The organism is Mesorhizobium sp. M0018 (genome assembly GCF_040323955.1).
Taxonomy (GTDB): Bacteria; Pseudomonadota; Alphaproteobacteria; order Rhizobiales; family Rhizobiaceae; genus Mesorhizobium.
The window spans coordinates 59,725-77,353 of sequence record NZ_JAMYVL010000017.1; the positions used below are offsets into that span (position 1 = coordinate 59,725).

Genomic DNA, 17,629 nt, shown 5'->3' on the forward strand with positions numbered 1-17,629 from the left:
ACGCTTTGTTAATAAAAGCCGACGGCGCGAAGGTCCACAAGTCATAGCGTGCAACCAGCGGAATCTCTAGGCGCGTGGTTAACGCCGCGAACCAAATATTTTATGGTGCGATGCAACAAACATGTTGCAATGCACAAAATTTGCCTTTATATTGCCATGATAGATGAACGAGACGGCATTTTGTCAAAGCCGCTGCCGCTGAAAAGGATGGAAAATGTCCAGGACCAAGACCGCTGAAACGATCGAAAACGTTGAATTCCCGAGCTTCGACGCTTCGAAGGCCACCGACCAGATCCGTGCCTTCGCCGAAAAGGGCGTTGAGCAGTCGAAAGAGGCCTACGCCAAGCTGAAGACCGGCGCCGAGGAGACCCAGAAGGCTCTGGAGTCGACCTACGAGACCGCCAAGTCCGTTTCCAGCGACCTGTCGCTCAAGACCATCGCCGCCCTGCGCGCCAATGCCGAAGCCGGCTTCTCGCATTTCGAAGCGCTGATCGGCGCCAAGTCGCTGTCGGAAGTCGTCGAGTTGCAGACCGCTTTCCTGCGCAAGCGCGTCGAAATGACCGTCGAGCAGGCTAAGGACTTCCAGGCGGTTGCTGCCAAGGCGGCCGAGGACGTATCCAAGCCGATCAAGACCGCCTTCGAGAAGGCCGTGAAAGAAATCAAGATCGCCTAATATTTGCGCACAGTTTGACGATGCATCAAAAGGTCGCATTTCGTCAGACAAATAGATGTGCGATATAGTGGTTCAAGTGAATACCCGGCGGGTGGAACCTCCTCCCTCTGCTCACCGGGGTGACCAGCCAGCACCTCCTCCCGCTGGCTCGTAACAGGAAAAGGCCGGCACCTCCTCCCGCCGGCCTTTTCTTTTGTCCGGCGGAAAATGACTCGATGCCGGAGCGAGCTTTTGCCTTGCCAAAAGCCTTGAATTAAACTCCGATAGCCCGTATGGACGCATCGCCGAACGACAGAGCGGGTCCCGAACGTTTCATCTCGATCCCGCTCAGGCAAACGTGCCGTTGTAGCTCAGATGGTTAGAGCGCCGGATTGTGGATCCGGAGGTCGCTGGTTCGATCCCAGCCAACGGTACCATTCAGCTTTCAGCCAGGCTTCTGACCAATAGCGCAAGCGATCTCTACGACCCGGTTGCGGTTACCTGCGATCCCGCGCCTGGCGCGTGGCGCGCAGGTGGTCCACGAGGGCCCTCAGCTTCGGCGCGATATTCCGTCTGCTGGAGAAATAAAGATAGAAACCCGCAAACGGCGGAAAATAGCCGTCGAGGATTGGCACGAGCTCGCCGCGGTCGAGCCAGGGGCGGAATGTATCGGCCATGCCGAACGTGATCCCGGCGCCTGCAACGGCCAGCCGGATCATCAGCCACATGTCGTTGGCAGTGATCTCGGGCGCAACCGCCACGTCGAACTCGCGCCCGTCCTCGCCGAACTCCCAGCGATAGGGCGAAACTCCCGGCGCCGGCCGCCAGCCGATACAGCGATGAGCCACAAGCTCACGCGGATGGGCGGGTGCTCCGAACTTGTCGAGATAGCGCGGGGCGCAGACGGCCATCTGTCGCTGATCGCCCGATACCGGCACGGCAATCATGTCCTGCTCGATCACTTCGCCGAGCCTCACTCCCGCATCATAGCCTTCGGCAACGATGTCGAATTCCTCGTCAGTGACCACAATATCCAGATGCACCTCGGGAAATCTTTCTGCAAAGGACGCCAGCAACGGTCCTGACAGAAAGGCCTCGGCGATCGACGAAACCGCGATCCGCAGGCGGCCGCGCGGGCGATCCAGCAACTCCGTGGTGGCTTCGATTGCCGCGTTCACGTCGGCGATCGCCGGTGCGACGCTCGCCAGCAGGCGCTCGCCCGCTTCGGTCAGGTTGACGCTGCGTGTCGTGCGCTGCAGCAATGCGATGCCAAGGCTCTGTTCAAGCCTGAGGATGCTCTGGCTGACCGCTGAGCGCGTCACGCCCAACCGGTCTGCCGCAGCGCGAAAATTGCGTTCCTCGGCCACGGTGACGAAGACGGTAATTGCATTGAGATCGATGTCCATTGGTTAGCCAAACTTACCATAGAGGTTAACGGCGGGCGGGTTATCGCGACAATGCCATGGCTCTATCTCTGTCGCAACGGCAAGAACGGCTTGATCCCCCGATCCAGGTCGATGCCGGTTGACCAAGGAGATACCCCATGACATCACTGCCTTCCTCCTGGAACCTGGATGGAAAGGTCGCTCTCGTGACCGGCGCGGCACGCGGAATCGGTCGCTGCACGGCGGAGCTGCTGCGTGCGCGCGGGGCCCGGATCGTGGCAAGCGATCTCAGCGACAGCGTACGCGAGTTGGAAGCCGAGGATGTGGCAACGCTGGTCGGCGATGTCGCCGACGAGCACCTGGCCAGACGCTCGGTCGAACTCGCCGCGAAGCGCTTCGGACGACTGGATATCGTCGTGAACAATGCCGGTCGCACGCTCAACAAACGACTGACTGAGACCTCGGTCGACGACTATGACCGCATTCTGCAGATCAACGCGCGCGGCAGCTTCGTCACTGCCCGTGCCGCTGTGGAACTGATGGCCGCCGGCGGTGGCGGCGCGATCGTCAATGTCTCGTCGATCTCGGCGGTTGCGGCCTTCGAGACGCAGGCGGCCTATGCCTCGTCCAAGGCGGCTGTCGCACAGCTGACCAAGGTGATCGCGATCGAATACGGGCGCATGGGCATTCGCTGCAACGCCGTTGCCCCTGGCGTGATCGAAACCGACATCATGGAAGGCGTGGTGGAGAATGGCCGGGAGATGCTGCGCAGCTTCGGCGGCGCGCATCCAATCGGCCGGATCGGCCAGCCGCAAGAAGTTGCCGAGGCCATCGCCTTTCTTGCCTCGCCGGCATCCAGTTTCATCACCGGGGCCTTGCTTCTGGTCGATGGCGGCTACACCGCCCAGTGAGCCCCCCAATAGGGCCGGCGCGCAGCGGGAGCTCACCCGCACCAAATCCCTTCACATCGTGAAAATAATCACAGACCAAAAGGATCATCTCGATGACCATGAACAGAGTTGTTCTGATCACCGGTGCCTCCAGCGGCATCGGCGCTGGCATTGCCCGCGAGCTTGGCGCGGCAGGTGCGAAGCTGATGCTCGGCGCACGCCGCACCGACCGCCTTGAAGCGCTTGCGGCCGAAATCGAGGCAGCTGGTGGAACGGTTCGCGTGCGAGCGCTCGACGTCACCAGGAGGGCGGATGTCGCAGCATTCGCCGACGCAGCCCGGGCCGAATGGGGCCAGGTCGATGTCATCGTCAACAATGCGGGCGTCATGCCGCTGTCGGCCATGGCAGCCATGAAGGTCGACGAGTGGGAGCTGATGGTGGACGTCAACATCAAGGGTGTTCTGTACGGCGTCGCGGCGGTTCTGCCCGAGATGACGGCACGCGGCTCCGGTCACATCATCAATATCGGTTCCATTGGCGCACTGGCCGTCTCGCCCACGGCTGCCGTCTATTGCGCAACGAAATACGCTGTCCGCGCGATTTCCGATGGGCTCCGCCAGGAGAGTGACGATATCCGCGTAACCTGCATTCATCCTGGCGTGGTGGAAAGCGAGCTGGCGAACACGATCTCCGACGAAGCCGCTGCCGCCGCCATGAAAACCTGGCGTGCTATTGCCCTGCAACCCGATGCCATCGCCAGGGCAGTGCGCTATGCAATCGAACAGCCCGACGATGTCGACGTCAACGAGATAGTCGTGCGTCCGACGAAGGCGGCGCATTGATGCGATCCACTTTGGCCGCAGTGCTTACGGGTATTGCCGTTGCTCTAGCTCCAACCGGCCTGACCCTTCCTGCAACTCCAATCCTTGCGGAGGAACCAATGACGCACCAAGATCATCCCTATGTCGGAATGTGGGTCACCGAGGATCGCCATATCAGGCACGAACTCCTGCCGAACGGCCGTTATGACGAAGCGCGCGGTGACCGCGAAAGCGCCTACCGGGGACGCTATGAAGTGCACGGCAACCACATAGAATACTGGGACGATACGGGCTTCACCGCGGATGGTGAGTTCGTCGAAGGCGTCCTCTATCATGCCGGCATGATCCTTTACCGCCAGCGGTAGAGAGCCACCCTGAGACAAGCACTTCAGGGTTTCCACAAGACGCTATTGCATGCCTTGCATGAGGCGCTCGGCAGCTTGCACGGCAAGGCCCGTCACACCACATATCTCCCAGCAAGCGCGGCGGAAAGAAGCAGGACCGCAAGCAGAGTCGACATTGCAAATGGTTATCACTATATAGCGGCGGCTTTGACGGCTCGCCTCTTACATGGTGCCGGCGAGAGCGCGGTAAATGTGCTAGTCATTGCGACATCTATTGTGATCTAAAACGGCTTGAAAACCGACAAAAAGCAAATAGAAACAATAGCGCGGGTCGAACGAGTTTCCTCGAGAGAATCAGTCCTCAAGAACTAGAACGTGCTCCTTGAACCCTCCATTCCCTTCGGCTCTGTGGACCTCGGACAAGTTCGGCTTGCCGGGCGAAGCCGACTCGGCTCGAATGGCAGCACGCATCTTTTCGAAGATGCCGACGTTTATGATTACCAACCGGCATAGCCGCTAGGGAAACAGCAGTATGAGTGAACACGCAATCGAGTTCTTGCGCGGGTGGATTGGCGAAAAAGTCCACTGCCAGCCCTCGCCAGCCAGGATCGAGAAGCAGGCCGAGACCCTCGCCAGGGAATGTGCGGCCAAGGCCGCCGAAGCCGGCATACCCCTGGAGGATATCCAGGAAGAGGTCGGCGACATTCAGGAGCTCATTGCTTCGAGGCTCGAAGAGGCGGCCGAGGCCGACCAGGACGAGCGGAATTCCAACAAGCCTGCCGGCTGACGGACCGCCCCCGGCAAAACCTGCCGGGCGAACATTGCCTGTCTGATGCAGTTGCGCGGTCTTATCGCCGCGCAGCTTTGCCAAATCTCTCCTCGAGCCATGCTTCCGGCAACGCTGGCACGAAATTGTCGTCGCGCCCGGTCATGTCTTCATTGGCGACCAGAGCATTGAGGATTGCCTCTTCCACGCTCTGAACGACGGCGTCGAAGAACGGGTTGATGTCGGCATCCGGTATATAGCCGGCGCTGACCAGCTTGCCGGCCGCGCCGCGCGCCGCATCGGCATTGGCCGTGCTGAAGGCCAGAAAAATATCGCCGGATGAATTGTATCCATAGCCGCCGGTCAGCGCGACGCCGAGCGGCAGGCGTTTCGCCAGCCGTTTCAACTGGTGCGGCATGAATGGCGCGTCGGTGGCGACGATCGCGATGATCGAGCTCTTTTCCGCTCGCGGCGTGTTGTCCCGGGTCGCCGGTTCGGCGAGTTCCGCTCCGGCTCTGATGCCACGGATCACGAGGTTCCGCCGTGCACCGAAATTCGACTGGACGAAGCAGCCGATCGTGAAACGCTCTCCATTCCAGTCGACGCTGCGCGAGGATGTGCCGGACCCTGCCTTGAAGCCGAAGGTGATCATGCCTGCGCCGCCGCCGACGCTGCCCTCTTCGATCGGCCCGCTTTCAGCCGTTTCGAGCGCGGAAAACACGTGCTCGAAGCTCACATGGTGGCCGTTGATATCGTTCAGGAAGCCGTCGTAAGTCTCGCCCGCCACCGGCAGCGCCCAGGCGCTGTCGAGCGATTGCGGCAGCACCGCCTGCATCCAGCGCAACGTTGCGTCGCGGCTGACGCCGCAGGAATGCGTGTTGGTGATGGTGATGGGAAGATTGAACGCTCCAAGTTCCTCTATCAGATGCGAGCCGGTCAGTTCGCCATTGCCATTGGCGCTGAACATCCCGGCGAACGCCGGGACGGCCAACTCGCCTCTGGGCCGTGGCAGGATCGCGGTCACGCCGGTGCGTACCGGACCCTTGCCGACGAGGAGCGGCCCATCCCCTGAGATCAGTGTCGTATAGCCCACCGTCACGCCAGGCACATCGGTGATGGCGTTGAAGCGGCCCGGCGTTCCATCGAATGGGATCGCGAAGGCGCGGGCGCGCAGTTTGCCCGAGGGCGTCGCAAGGTGCGGGTCGGTCATTTCACCCTCAAAGAAGTCTTGGTCACCCTCAGAAGAGCGAACCTTGGCCGCCCGGCGCCTTGAGCTTGGCCGCGGGCTTCGCAACCGTCTTCGGCCGCATCGTGCCACTGATGGCGACTGCATCGGCGGTGCCGTCGGCGAACTCCAGTGAAAGCGCCATCCCCGACACAACTTCTGCCGCGTGCTTGACCACGGCGCCGTCCACATCCTTGACCAGCGCGAAGCCTCGCGCCAGCACGGCCTTGTGCGAGAGCGTCGCCAGCAGCCGGTCGGCCTGCGTCAGTTTTCCACGCAGGCGGTCCAGCCGTCTTGAAATCGCCTGGTCCTGCCGCCGTGTCAGTGCCAGCAGTGCATCGCCTTGCAGTTTCTGCCGTCTGGCGATGGGCGCCGGTGACAGTCTGGTCGCCGTGCGTGAAAGCCGCGCCCGACGCTCGCGCACGATGGCGAAGAAAGCCGCTTGCGCACGGGCGAGGTCGCGGCGGGTCAGCGTGCGGGCTTCGTTCATGCGCCGCGACAAGGTCGCCGGCGTCAGCCGCTGCCCCAGAAGCCTGGCTCGCTTGCGCTCGACGCTGACCGACAGCGCCCGGCCGAGCCGGCTCGTCGCCTCGTCGAAGCGCCGCCGCGGCAGCGCCAGCAACTGGTCGGGCGAGGGCAGCGCCCGGGCGGCCGCGCGTGCCGCCTGCCGCTTGCGTTCGAAATTGCGCGACAGTGCGGTCTTCAACCGCGCGCCAAGGCCGGCAAGCGTCGCTTCGAGGTCGACCTTGACCGGCACGGCGATCTCGGCGGCGCCTGTCGGCGTCGGCGCCCGCACATCCGCAGCCAGATCGATCAATGTCCAGTCGGTCTCGTGGCCGACCGCGGAAATCACCGGAATACCCGAAGCGGCGACGGCCCGGGCGAGCGCTTCGTCGTTGAAGCCCCACAGATCCTCCAGGCTGCCGCCGCCGCGTGCCACGATCAACAGATCGGGCCGCGCGATGGCGCCGTCCCATGGCAGTGCGTTGAAGCCGTTGACGGCAGCGGTCACTTCCGCACCCGCCGTCTCGCCCTGCACCCGCACCGGCCAGACCAGCACGTGCAGTGGAAACCGATCCTTGATGCGGTGGATGATGTCGCGGATGACGGCGCCTGTCGGCGAGGTGACGACGCCGATGACGCAGGGCATGAACGGCAGCCTGCGCTTGCGCGCCGCATCGAACAGGCCTTCGGCCTGCAGCCGGCGCTTGCGCTCGTCCAGCAGCGCCATCAGCGCACCGGCACCGGCCGGCTCGAGATTGTCGATAACGATCTGGTAGTTCGACTTTCCGGGATAGGTGGTGAGCCGGCCGGTGGCGATCACCTCCATGCCTTCCTCCGGACGGAATTTCAGCCGGCTCATTGTGGTCTTCCACACCACGGCGTCGAGCCGCGCGCGATCGTCCTTCAGGCAGAAATAGGCATGGCCGGAGGAATGCGGTCCGCGATAGCCGGAAATCTCGCCGCGCACCCGTACATTGCCGAAGAGGTCCTCGACCGTACGCTTCAGCGCGCCGGAAATCTCGCTCACCGTATATTCGGTAGCGTTGGTGCGTGATTCGGATGCTGCGTCGCTCATCGGCCGATTGGGGGACGATTGCTGGCCGGCGTCAAGGCGGCCGTGTTCGATGTCCGCCCCAATCGCGCGATCACCAGCCCGGCAGGATCTGGTTCGGCTTGGTCCGCTTCATCTTGGCGAAGGCGAGGGCGGCGAAGTCGAACGTGCCGGTCTCCTCGCCGAGTGGCACGGAAATATTGTCGAGGCTCTCCGAAATGTGGCGCGCAAGCGCGTCGACGATCTCCGGCCGCGAGGTCTGACCGCGCATGATGCCGATGCGGCAATCGGGCAGGGCGCCGAAACCATCGGCCTCGCCCAGCACCCGCATGCCGGGCCGCAGGGCGCATTCCGGCAGCACCGAGATCGCCAGGCCGGAAAGCACCGCGGCGGCGATGACGGTGGCAGAGAAGCTGGTGAACAGGATGCGATAGTCGCGGCTCTGCTGATCGAGCACGTCGGCGGCGGCCCGCCGCCAGATGCAGTTCGGCCGGCCGAAGGCCATCGGCAGGATCGGCTGCTCATGCGTCGCATGGTTGGCCGAGGTAACCCACAGCAGCGGTTCGCGCCGCACCACTTCCGACTGGCCGCGCGCGTCGTTGTGCGTCACCAGCGCCAGGTCGAGATTGCCTCGCTTGATGTGTTCGACCAGTCCCGGCGTCGGTTCGCAGATAACGGTCAGTTCGACATGCGGGTTGGAACGGGCAAACCGCGCCATGATCTCTGGCAAGAAGCGATCGGCATAATCGTCCGGCGTGCCGATGCGGATGGTGCCTTCGAGCCGGCGGTCGTCGAAGGCGGCCAGTGTTTCCTTGTTGAGATAGAGCAGCCGCCTTGCGTAGGAGAGCAGTCTGTCGCCTTCCTCGGTCAGCCTGTTGGTGCGGCCGTCTTTTTCGAACAGCGGCTTGCCGATCCGTTCCTCCAGCCGCCGCATCTGCATCGACACCGCAGACTGGGTCCGATGAACCGCTTCCGCCGCGCGGGTAAAGCTGCCGGTGTCGACAATCGAGATGAAGGTCTGCAACTGATCGAGATCGAGCGGCGCTTTCATTGGCCTAATCCATCATTGATGCTGATGCTAAAGATTAGAAACATTCGTTGGATTAATCAATCGGGCCATGGCAAATTCGCATTGTCCACATGAAGCGAATGCATGTCGCCCAAAAGTGGGCACCGGTTTCGGGCCAACGACATGCATCATCTTAGATGAATCGAAGCCGGAACGGCCGCTGTCGCCAGCGCCCGATCGACCGGTTTTCGCCCGTTCGAATGTGAAGGAGACCGACATGGCTACGTTTGATTTCGCCACCGAGACCTCGCGCATCACCTCGCGTCCGGCCGTTGCGACGCGCGTGGCCAATGCGGCTGCCAATATTTACCGCGCCTGGAAAAACCGCCGCGCCTTTTATCGCCTCGGCGAGATGTCGGATGCCGAGCTCGCCGACATCGGCCTGACCCGCGCCGACCTGCACGTCGCTGTCGGTGTACCATTTGGCCGCGATCCGACCGAAAGGCTTCGCGTCATCGCGATCGAGCGCGCCGAAACGATCGAGGATATTGCCCGCAAGGTGGCGTGATCGCGTGGTTTCGCCGTTCGGGCGCGTTGAACCTTTTTGAGGCACGACGCCACTAAGTTACGCAGGCTCCCCACTCCCTGCCGGATCCCCCCGGCCAGCCTGCGCGCTGCCCGGTCCTCCCAGGACCGGGCTTTCTTTTTTGGGCGGCACTGATGATTGGTTGCCGGTGTCTGGTCTAGCGCCGGCCCATGCCCTGCTTGAACTGGTCGAAGATCGACTCCATGCCTTTCTGGTAGTCGTCGCGCTGCTGGGCGCCTGTCTCGAACATCTTGCCGAACAGGTCGTCAAACGGATTTCTCGGCCTGCCGCTCGGATTGGCCTGCGGCTGCGGCGCCTGGGGTTGCTGCGGCGCCTGACGCGGCTGAGACTGTTGTGCGCCACCGCCGAACATGTCCTGCAGCACCTTGCCGAGCGGATTGTCACCATAAGGGTTCTGTGTCTGCTGGGGTTGGTTCTGCGGCTGCTGTGGCTGTGGTGCACCGCCGCCGAACATATCCTGCAGCACCTTGCCGAGCGGATTGTCACCATAAGGGTTCTGTGTCTGCTGCGGCTGGCTTTGTGGCTGCTGCCCGCCGCCGAACATGTCCTGCAACACCTTGCCCAGCGGATTGTCGCCGTAAGGGCTCTGCGTCTGTTGCGGCTGCTGCCCGCCGAACATATCCTGCAGCACCTTGCCGAGCGGGTTATCCGTGGGGCCTGCAGGCTGAGGGGTCGGTGCCTGGCTGCCGCCGCCAGCCTGCCGCATCATCTGCTCGATGAGCTCGCCAAGCGGATTGCCGCCACCGCCTGCCGCATGCATCTGCCCGCCTAGCTGGTTGGTGGTCTGCTTGAATAGCCCGCCCATCATCATCGAGGCGATTGCCGGCAGCATCTGCTGCAACACCTGCTGGCTGACGCCGCTCGCCTGCGCGGCCTGGCTGGCGACGGCCCGCGACAGGTCCTTCGAGCCAAACAAATGGCCGAGAATGCCGTTGCCTTCATCGAGGCCCTGCGGCGAGAAGGCCCGGCTTGCATCCTCGAAATATTTGGCGTGCTGGCCGCTTGCCATCGCCGTCATGAAGGAGCCGAGCCCATAAGGGTCCGCCGTGTTGCGCTTCAGCCCCTGCGAAAAGGCCGGCAGCAGCGCCGCGACCGCGGCCTGCGTCTGCTGCTGCGAAAGCCCGAACTGCTGGGCCAGCGCCTGCATGCCGTTGCCGTTCTGGGCCTGTGCCAGAATATCGAACAAGGAAGGCATTGTTTTCTCCTCCGGGAAAATCCTCGTTGGAGAAGCCTAATTCGTTTCCATCACTGATTGAAGCGAATTTGCCGGACCATCGGCCAAGCGGATAGCGAAGCGTTAATACGCGTATTCCATGAACACCGGCTCGATCGAGCCGCCCCAGCGCGTGTGGTAGGCCGAGAGCATTTCTTCGGCGCTGGTGGTGCCGCGCGCGACGACCTCGTCCAGCGTGTTGAGGAACGAGGTCTCGTCATAGCCGTCGCGGTTCTTGCGGCCGCGGTTCTTCAGTCCCATGCGCGAGATGACGAGCACGTCGCGGGCGATCTCGCGCAATGTCGTGTTGCGGAACGGCGCCGAAATGCCCTGTTCCGGCACCGCGTTGCGCATTGCCAGCACTTCGTCGTAGCTCCAGCTCGAGGTCAGCGCCTCGGCCGCGTCGAGCGCAGCCGCATCGTAGAGCAGCCCGACCCAGAAGGCCGGCAGCGCGCAGATGCGCCGCCACGGCCCGCCATCGGCGCCGCGCATTTCGAGAAAGCGCTTCAGCCGCACGTCGGGGAACAGCGTTGACAGATGGTTCGCCCAGTCGCCCATCGTCGGCAGCCCGTCCGGCAGGTCGTTACGGGCAGCACCCGCCATGAACTGGCGGAAGGTGATGTGCGTCATGTCGTGATACTGGCCGTCGCGGATGACGAAATACATCGGTACGTCGAGCGCCCATTCGACATAATCGGCAAAGCCGAAATCGGGCGAGAAGCAGAATTCGAGCAGGCCGGAGCGCTGATTGTCGGTGTCGCGCCAGATCTCGCCGCGCCAGCTCTGTAAGCCGTTCGGCCGGCTTTCGGTGAAGGGCGAGTTGGCAAACAGCGCCGTCGACAGCGGCTGCAGCTTCAGCGACACCTGCATCTTGCGGCGCATGTCGGCTTCGCTTTCGAAGTCGAGATTCACCTGGATAGTGCAGGTCCGGTACATCATGTCGAGGCCCTTGGTGCCGACCTTGGGCATGTAGCGGGTCATGATCTCGTAGCGCGATTTCGGCATCTTCGGCGTCTCGGCCAGTGACCATTTCGGGCTGCCGCCAAGGCCGAGAAAACGAATGCCCATCGGTTCGGCGATCTCGCGCACCTGCGCCAGATGCGCATTGCCTTCGCGGCAGGTCTGGTGGATCGTCTCCAGCGGCGCGCCGGACAGCTCGAACTGGCCGCCGGGCTCCAGCGAGATCGCGCCCTGGCCGGTCGGCTCGACCAGGCCGATGATGCGGCCGGCATCCATGATCGGGTCCCAGCCGAGTTTGTCCTGCATGCCTTCGAGGATGGCGCGGATGCCGCGCTCGCCGCCATACGGCACCGGCGCATTGCCGTCGACATAGAACGGGAATTTCTCGTGCTCGGTGCCGATCCGCCATTTGTCGCGCGGCTTGTTGCCTTCGGCCAGATGCTCGACGAGTTCGTCGACGCTTTCTATCGGCCGGAAGTCGGTTGTATCGCGCGCCATAGGAGCCCTCCGCACATGACCCTGAAAATCGGCTTCGATTTTCAGAAGGGATCAGGTGCCCAATCAAATGCTACAGCGTCCTTTACGCGCCCGAAAGGACACGCGGCCGCTGCCGGCGCTAGATGGACGAAATGTCAGTAGCCGATCAAGCGAAAAATCCTGAGCCAGCGGGTAATTGGAATTGATCACCAATCGCCGATTGTCGCCTGGATCAGCGCCAGTGCCGCCACCGCCGCCGTATCCGCTCGCAGGATGCGCGGCCCGAGCGGAATCGCGGTAACGAAAGGCAGCGCTCTCAGCATCTTGCGTTCCTCGTCGGAAAAGCCGCCCTCCGGTCCGACCAGCAGACCGAGCTTGTTCTCCCGCACCACCTGCAGTGCCGGCAGGGGACTGTTGGTCGATGCATCCTCGTCGCAGAAGATCAGCCGCCGCTCGGGGTCCCAGCCCGCCAGCAGGCGCTCGAATTTTTCCGCTTCGCGCAGCTCTGGCACCGCCAATATGCCGCATTGCTCGGCCGCCTCGACGACATTGGCGCGCAGGCGCTCGATGCCGGGTTTTGCCACTTGCGTATGCTGGGTGATGACCGGCTGCAGGATGCCGGCGCCCATCTCCACCGCCTTTTGCACGAGGTAGTCGAGCCGCCCTTGCTTCAGCGGCGCGAAACAGTAGACGAGATCGGGCAACGGCGGCTGCGGCCGCTGCAATGCCAGCAACTTCAGGCGCAACGCCTTCTTCGATTTTGCCGCGATCGCAGCCGACCATTCGCCGTCGCGGCCGTTGAAGACCAGAATTTCGGCGCCTTCGCCGAGCCGCAGCACGTGCGAGAGATAATGGCTCTGCTGCGGGCCGACGTCGAACTCGATGTCCGGTCCAAGCCCGTCCGGCACGAACAGCCGCTGCATCTTGTAATTGGCGCGCATCGCCGAGGAATGGGCGAGGCCATCGCCGGCGTCAAGCCTCCGCGCTGGCGTGCCAGACAGGTCTGTAGCCACGCTTCAGCACGGAAACAGTTGTCGCCGGCGTGAGCAGGCCGATTGGACCGTCGGTAAAATCGCCGAATCCCACCGGTTCGCCATAACCGCCGAAACTCCAGGGCAGCGCGGCGCCGTCAAACAGGGCGTACGCCCTGTTTCCTGACGAGATCATCGTGCCGTCCGGCAAGTCCGCAAGCGCTTCCGGTTCCAGTCTCGTCGCCCGCCCGCCCGATGCCAGGCGCTCCTTGTGCAGGCGCTTGTCGAGCTGCGGCGCACGTGGCTCGGCCATGCCGCAGGCGTCGCCGAAACGCCGGACAAAATCCCTGGCCCGCTCGCGCCGGCAGAAGAAGCAGGGACGGTGGCCGGCGGCAAGTGCCGTCACCTCGTCGAGGAAAAACAGCTCGGTCCAGCCGGCCTTGCCGCCAGCCCGGTTGCGCCCCATCGGCTCGCGCCGCACGTTGCCGAATTCGCAGACGCAGATGATCCAGGCTTGCAGCGCCCAGCGCTTCTTCAACAGCGTTCTCGTCTCGGGGTCGTGAATGATGCCGCGATTGCCCATGAACAGGCCGCGCTCCGGCACGGCATGGATGGCGCCGAACGGGTCGACCCGGTTTTGCAGTGGCATAGGCGTTCCCTGTTGGCTGCAATGCTGGCGCCATGATATCGCTCGTTGCATCAATTTCATGTCAGCAGGTTTCGATGCGGGTCTTGGTTGTCCAGAACTTCGACAATGAGGGCCTTGGCCAGATCGGCGCGGCCCTTGTCGAGGCGGGTGCCGCTATCGACCTGCGCCGTCCCTACCGCGGCGACGCGCTGCCGCAAGATAGCGGCGGGCATGACGCCATGGTGGTGCTCGGCGGCGCCCAGAATGCGCTGGACGACGAGCTCTGTCCTTATTTTCCGGGCCTGCTCGACCTGACGCGCGACTTTGCCGAGAGGGATCGCGCGGTGCTTGGTATCTGCCTCGGCAGCCAGTTGGTCGCGCGCGCCTTTGGCGGCGAGAACCAGATCGGCGGCGCGTCGGAGTTCGGCTGGCACGAGGTCGCGCTCACCGCGGCGGCGCAGGCCGATCCGGTGCTCGCCGCCTTGCCTGAAAAATTCCCGATCTTCGAATGGCACGACGACACCTTTGTCTTGCCCGAGACTGCCGTGCGGCTGGCCGGCAACGCCGTCGCCGAGAACCAGGCGTTCCGCATCGGCCGCGCCGTCTATGGCTTTCAGTTCCATTTCGAGGCCGACCGGCCGATGGTTCGCGACTGGAGCACGTCCTTCGCACCGCTGATCGCCGAACGCCATCCGGATTGGGCCGTCCGGCTCGACGACGAAATGGCCCGCAACGGACCGCAAGCCGATGCCGCCGGCCTGGCCATCGCCCGCGCCTGGGTGGCGACGATCTGACGGCCCATATAGTCAACGTATTTGGCGACGTTGCATATTTGGCACGCGGCGGCAAATCCGCCGGGGATAACGCGTTTCATCCTTGGCCTGTGTCTGTCCGCCAGCCTAAAAGGCGCGCGCTCTGCATCTTGTGTGCAACCGCGATGAACTTTTCCTGTGACCCGCGCGACACACCACCGATACAGAACATGCCTAGAAGCGCGAAACCGTCCGACATTTGCGACGTATTTTGCGTTTCAACGCATTGGTAACCCGCTCGTGCATAGATGCAGGAAGCTCAACAAGAGATGACGTCCGTGAAAGCAGCCTTTTTGTCCTTTGTCATGTTGTCGGCTATCGTCTTGTGCGGCCTCGGCATTTATTCCGCCGACGCGGCCAACGACCACAATGCCGTTGACGGCTACGGCGTCACCGCCGCGCTTCGCTAGCCTCTCTGCTCATAATCCCACGCGTTTCCTACGCTCGCTCACCCGTCACTGTCAGGATATGCTTGTCCGCGCCGTCCACCACGAGCGCGGTGAGGTTTCCCGACTGCCAGGCGAGGGTGTCGACATTGACGCGGTTGCCGGTGATTTCGGCCTTGGGCACCGGCGTATGACCGTGCACCACGATCTTCGGATGAAGGCCGGTGTGGCCGTGGAAGACCTCGCGGATCCAGATCAGGTCCTGCCGGCTCTGGCTTTCCAGCGCAACGCCGGGCCGGATGCCGGCATGGCAGAAGAAGAAGTCGCCGAACGTCACTGAGAAGGGCAGCGAGCGCAGGAACTCGACATGGTTCTGCGGCACCGCCTCGACCAGTGCGGCGTGCCCTTGCCGCAGTGCCGCATCGGCGCGGCCAAACCAGGCGCTGCTCCCACCGAGCGACACGCCATAGGATAGCGCCGTCTGGATGCCGCCATAGCGCATGAACAGCCCGTCCGGATCGGGGACATCGAGAAAATCGAGAAAGCCGAGATCATGATTTCCGGCGAGCATCAGGTGACGCGGATCGCGTCTTTGCGCGTCGATCAGGAAATCGATGACGCCCCTGGAGTCCGGGCCGCGATCGACATAGTCGCCGAGATGGATCACGCGCCAATCGGCCGACGGCCTTTGACCGAGCTCCGCCTCGATCCGCCGGTGCATGGCGGTCAGCAAATCGAGCCGGCCGTGCACATCGCCGATCGCGTAAAGGCGCATGCCTTGCGGTCCGCGCGCCTCGTAGAAACTGATGCCGGGCTCCGTCAATGCCTGCGTCGCCTCCGTGGTCATGCCGTCACGGGACTTTAGCGCCGAAGCTGATCCTTGCCCATGTCGGTGACCAGGCGCTTTCCGCACAGAGCCAGCGTTATGTCCATCTCCTTGCGGATGATTTCCAGCGCCTTGGTAACCCCTTCCTTGCCGAGTGCGCCGAGGCCGTACAGGAAAGGCCGGCCGATATAGGTGCCCTTGGCGCCGAGGCACAGTGCCTTGAGCACGTCCTGGCCGGAACGGATGCCGCCGTCCATATGCACCTCGATCGCGTCGCCGACGGCGTCGGCGATCTCTTCGAGCGCCATGATCGACGACGAGGCGCCGTCGAGCTGGCGGCCGCCATGGTTGGAAACGATGATCGCGTCGGCGCCTGTCCTGGCCGCCATCAGCGCATCCTCCTTGTCGAGTATGCCTTTCAGGATCAGCTTGCCGCCCCAGCGCTCCTTGATCCAGGCGACGTCCTTCCACGACAGATGTGGATCGAACTGCTCCTTCGTCCACGACGACAGCGAGGCGAGGTCGCCGACGCCCTTGGCATGGCCGACGATGTTGCGGAAGCTCCGGCGCTTGGTCCCGGCCATGCCGACGCACCAGCGTGGCCTGGTCGCCATCTGCCAGATGTGCTTCGGCGTCATCCGCGGCGGTGCCGAAAGCCCGTTGCGGATATCCTTGTGGCGCTGACCGAGGATCTGCAGGTCGAGCGTCAGCACCAGCGCCGAACATTTCGCCGCTTTTGCGCGATCGATCAAATCGAAGACGAAGTCCTTGTCGCGTAGCACATAGAGCTGGAACCAGAACGGCTTCCTGGTCACCGACGCGACATCCTCGATCGAGCAGATGCTCATTGTCGACAGCGTGAACGGCACACCGAATTCTTCCGCCGCCTGGGCCGCCAGCATCTCGCCGTCCGGATGCTGCATGCCGGTCATGCCGGTCGGCGCCAGCGCCACGGGCATCGTCACCTTCTCGCCGATCATGGTCGATTCCAGCGAGCGGTTGTCCATGTCGACAAGCACGCGCTGGCGGAACTTGATCTTCTGGAAATCCTCTTCGTTGGCGCGGTAGGTGCTTTCGGTCCAGGCGCCGGAATCGGCATAGTCGAAGAACATCTTCGGCACGCGGCGGCGCGCCAGGTCCTTGAGGTCGGCGATGGTGAGAATGCTGCTCATGGATCTTTTTTCCGCTGGTTCTTCGCTGGTTCGTCGTTGAATTTTCTGGGCGGTGCCTACGGCTGTTTTCTTGCCGGCTCGCCGCCACCGGGCTCGGAGCGCTGCCTGAGCCTCAGCCGCGACACGCGCTGCCAGTCGCCGCTGCGCTCGGCCTCGGCCATCGATCGTTCGACGTAGGAGATGTGGTCCATCGCCGCCTGCCGCGCCGCAGCCGGATCGCCGCCCTTGACCGCGGTGTAGATCGCCCGGTGCTGCGAAAGCAGCGCCTCGCGCGCGCCCGGCACGTTGAACACCAGCCGCCGGTTCTGGAACACGCCTTCCGACAGCAGCCGATAACAGGAGCGCAGCGTGTGCAGCAGGATGATGTTGTGCGCGCATTCGCAGATCGCGTGATGGAACTCGACGTCGATTTCCGCCTCGTCGTCGAAATTGCCGGTCCGGTGCGCCTCGTCCATACGTGCCATGATGCGGTCGAGCAGCGCCAGATCGTCCGATGTGGCACGCCGCGCCGCATATTCGGCCGCCACCGCCTCGATCTCCCGGCGGTACTCCAGATAGTCGGTCACCGCCTTGCGATGCATCGAGATCAGGTCGGTCACCGGCTTGGTGAACAGCTGGCCGATGACATCGGCGACATGGGTGCCGCCGCCTGGCCGTGTCGTCAACAGCCCGCGCCCTTCCAAGGCTTTCAAGGCATCGCGCAGGATCGGCCGCGACACCTCGAACTGGCGCGCCAGTTCGCGCTCGCCCGGCAGCCGGTCGCCGGTGCGCAGGACGCCTTCGAGGATCAGGCTCTCGATCTGCTGCACCACCTCGTCGGCGGTGCGCGAATGCTCGATCCGGGAGAAAATGTCGCTCAAACGGGATGCCTGGGGGTTGAACCGATGTCGCGCAAGATAAAGCCGGCGTCGCCAACTGGTCAAATTATTT

19 protein-coding genes and 1 tRNA gene are annotated in these 17,629 nt (G+C 63.2%); 9 read left to right on the forward strand and 11 right to left on the reverse strand.

The genetic code is table 11. The features are described from left to right. Positions 1 to 214 precede the first annotated feature (214 nt). Complete coding sequence (locus NKJ81_RS22440; RefSeq protein WP_254819298.1) at positions 215 to 673, forward strand: phasin; 459 nt, start codon at positions 215 to 217, stop codon at positions 671 to 673. Between the two features lie 339 nt (positions 674 to 1,012). Next, positions 1,013 to 1,089, forward strand: a tRNA-His gene (locus NKJ81_RS22445). 60 nt (positions 1,090 to 1,149) lie between these two features. On the opposite strand, the gene NKJ81_RS22450 is transcribed toward NKJ81_RS22445, so the two are convergent. Continuing rightward, positions 1,150 to 2,058, reverse strand: a complete 909-nt coding sequence (locus tag NKJ81_RS22450) for a LysR family transcriptional regulator (RefSeq protein ID WP_352541768.1) — start codon at positions 2,056 to 2,058, stop codon at positions 1,150 to 1,152. Positions 2,059 to 2,195: 137 nt separating this feature from the next. On the opposite strand from NKJ81_RS22450, the gene NKJ81_RS22455 reads away from it, so the two are divergent. The 4 genes from NKJ81_RS22455 to NKJ81_RS22470 all read left to right on the forward strand — a co-directional run bounded on the left by NKJ81_RS22455 (position 2,196) and on the right by NKJ81_RS22470 (position 4,879). Beyond that, positions 2,196 to 2,948 (forward strand): SDR family NAD(P)-dependent oxidoreductase, encoded by a 753-nt coding sequence (locus NKJ81_RS22455; protein ID WP_352541769.1) that lies wholly within the window; start codon positions 2,196 to 2,198, stop codon positions 2,946 to 2,948. 92 nt (positions 2,949 to 3,040) lie between these two features. Further along, a complete protein-coding gene (locus NKJ81_RS22460; protein ID WP_352541770.1) occupies positions 3,041 to 3,769 on the forward strand; it encodes an SDR family oxidoreductase in 729 nt (242 codons plus the stop codon). A gap of 98 nt (positions 3,770 to 3,867) precedes the next feature. After that, positions 3,868 to 4,113 (forward strand): Atu4866 domain-containing protein, encoded by a 246-nt coding sequence (locus NKJ81_RS22465; RefSeq protein WP_502904312.1) that lies wholly within the window; start codon positions 3,868 to 3,870, stop codon positions 4,111 to 4,113. 511 nt (positions 4,114 to 4,624) lie between these two features. Next, positions 4,625 to 4,879, forward strand: coding sequence for a DUF768 domain-containing protein (locus tag NKJ81_RS22470; protein ID WP_023677464.1), 255 nt, complete (start codon positions 4,625 to 4,627; stop codon positions 4,877 to 4,879). Between the two features lie 61 nt (positions 4,880 to 4,940). Here NKJ81_RS22470 and NKJ81_RS22475 read toward each other — a convergent pair whose 3' ends face one another. The 3 genes from NKJ81_RS22475 to NKJ81_RS22485 form a co-directional block, all read right to left on the reverse strand. Continuing rightward, complete coding sequence (locus NKJ81_RS22475) at positions 4,941 to 6,068, reverse strand: DmpA family aminopeptidase (RefSeq protein ID WP_352541772.1); 1,128 nt, start codon at positions 6,066 to 6,068, stop codon at positions 4,941 to 4,943. A 28-nt stretch (positions 6,069 to 6,096) separates the two neighbouring features. Further along, positions 6,097 to 7,662 (reverse strand): exodeoxyribonuclease VII large subunit, encoded by a 1,566-nt coding sequence (gene xseA / locus NKJ81_RS22480; protein WP_352541773.1) that lies wholly within the window; start codon positions 7,660 to 7,662, stop codon positions 6,097 to 6,099. Positions 7,663 to 7,732: 70 nt separating this feature from the next. Further along, complete coding sequence (locus NKJ81_RS22485; RefSeq protein ID WP_023680469.1) at positions 7,733 to 8,689, reverse strand: LysR substrate-binding domain-containing protein; 957 nt, start codon at positions 8,687 to 8,689, stop codon at positions 7,733 to 7,735. Positions 8,690 to 8,924: 235 nt separating this feature from the next. Between NKJ81_RS22485 and NKJ81_RS22490 the strand changes: the two genes are divergently transcribed. Continuing rightward, complete coding sequence (locus tag NKJ81_RS22490; protein ID WP_352541774.1) at positions 8,925 to 9,215, forward strand: DUF1127 domain-containing protein; 291 nt, start codon at positions 8,925 to 8,927, stop codon at positions 9,213 to 9,215. 175 nt (positions 9,216 to 9,390) lie between these two features. On the opposite strand, the gene NKJ81_RS22495 is transcribed toward NKJ81_RS22490, so the two are convergent. The 4 genes from NKJ81_RS22495 to NKJ81_RS22510 all read right to left on the reverse strand — a co-directional run bounded on the left by NKJ81_RS22495 (position 9,391) and on the right by NKJ81_RS22510 (position 13,524). After that, on the reverse strand, positions 9,391 to 10,449 hold the full coding sequence (locus tag NKJ81_RS22495; RefSeq protein ID WP_352541775.1) for a DUF937 domain-containing protein: 1,059 nt from the start codon (positions 10,447 to 10,449) through the stop codon (positions 9,391 to 9,393). 102 nt (positions 10,450 to 10,551) lie between these two features. Continuing rightward, positions 10,552 to 11,925, reverse strand: a complete 1,374-nt coding sequence (locus NKJ81_RS22500) for a glutamate--cysteine ligase (RefSeq protein ID WP_352541776.1) — start codon at positions 11,923 to 11,925, stop codon at positions 10,552 to 10,554. A 185-nt stretch (positions 11,926 to 12,110) separates the two neighbouring features. Then, positions 12,111 to 12,845, reverse strand: coding sequence for a 16S rRNA (uracil(1498)-N(3))-methyltransferase (locus NKJ81_RS22505; protein ID WP_352541812.1), 735 nt, complete (start codon positions 12,843 to 12,845; stop codon positions 12,111 to 12,113). 31 nt (positions 12,846 to 12,876) lie between these two features. Beyond that, a complete protein-coding gene (locus tag NKJ81_RS22510; RefSeq protein ID WP_352541777.1) occupies positions 12,877 to 13,524 on the reverse strand; it encodes a hypothetical protein in 648 nt (215 codons plus the stop codon). A gap of 74 nt (positions 13,525 to 13,598) precedes the next feature. On the opposite strand from NKJ81_RS22510, the gene NKJ81_RS22515 reads away from it, so the two are divergent. After that, on the forward strand, positions 13,599 to 14,297 hold the full coding sequence (locus NKJ81_RS22515; protein WP_352472693.1) for a type 1 glutamine amidotransferase: 699 nt from the start codon (positions 13,599 to 13,601) through the stop codon (positions 14,295 to 14,297). A 287-nt stretch (positions 14,298 to 14,584) separates the two neighbouring features. Beyond that, a complete protein-coding gene (locus NKJ81_RS22520) occupies positions 14,585 to 14,725 on the forward strand; it encodes a hypothetical protein (RefSeq protein ID WP_292664785.1) in 141 nt (46 codons plus the stop codon). A 28-nt stretch (positions 14,726 to 14,753) separates the two neighbouring features. On the opposite strand, the gene NKJ81_RS22525 is transcribed toward NKJ81_RS22520, so the two are convergent. Genes NKJ81_RS22525 through NKJ81_RS22535 form a run of 3 tightly spaced genes read right to left on the reverse strand, consistent with a single transcriptional unit; the run spans position 14,754 to position 17,559 of the window. Then, positions 14,754 to 15,524, reverse strand: a complete 771-nt coding sequence (locus NKJ81_RS22525) for a metallophosphoesterase (RefSeq protein WP_352541813.1) — start codon at positions 15,522 to 15,524, stop codon at positions 14,754 to 14,756. Positions 15,525 to 15,562: 38 nt separating this feature from the next. Next, complete coding sequence (locus NKJ81_RS22530) at positions 15,563 to 16,699, reverse strand: alpha-hydroxy acid oxidase (protein WP_352541778.1); 1,137 nt, start codon at positions 16,697 to 16,699, stop codon at positions 15,563 to 15,565. A 56-nt stretch (positions 16,700 to 16,755) separates the two neighbouring features. Continuing rightward, complete coding sequence (locus NKJ81_RS22535) at positions 16,756 to 17,559, reverse strand: FadR/GntR family transcriptional regulator (protein WP_352541779.1); 804 nt, start codon at positions 17,557 to 17,559, stop codon at positions 16,756 to 16,758. Positions 17,560 to 17,629: the final 70 nt, after the last annotated feature.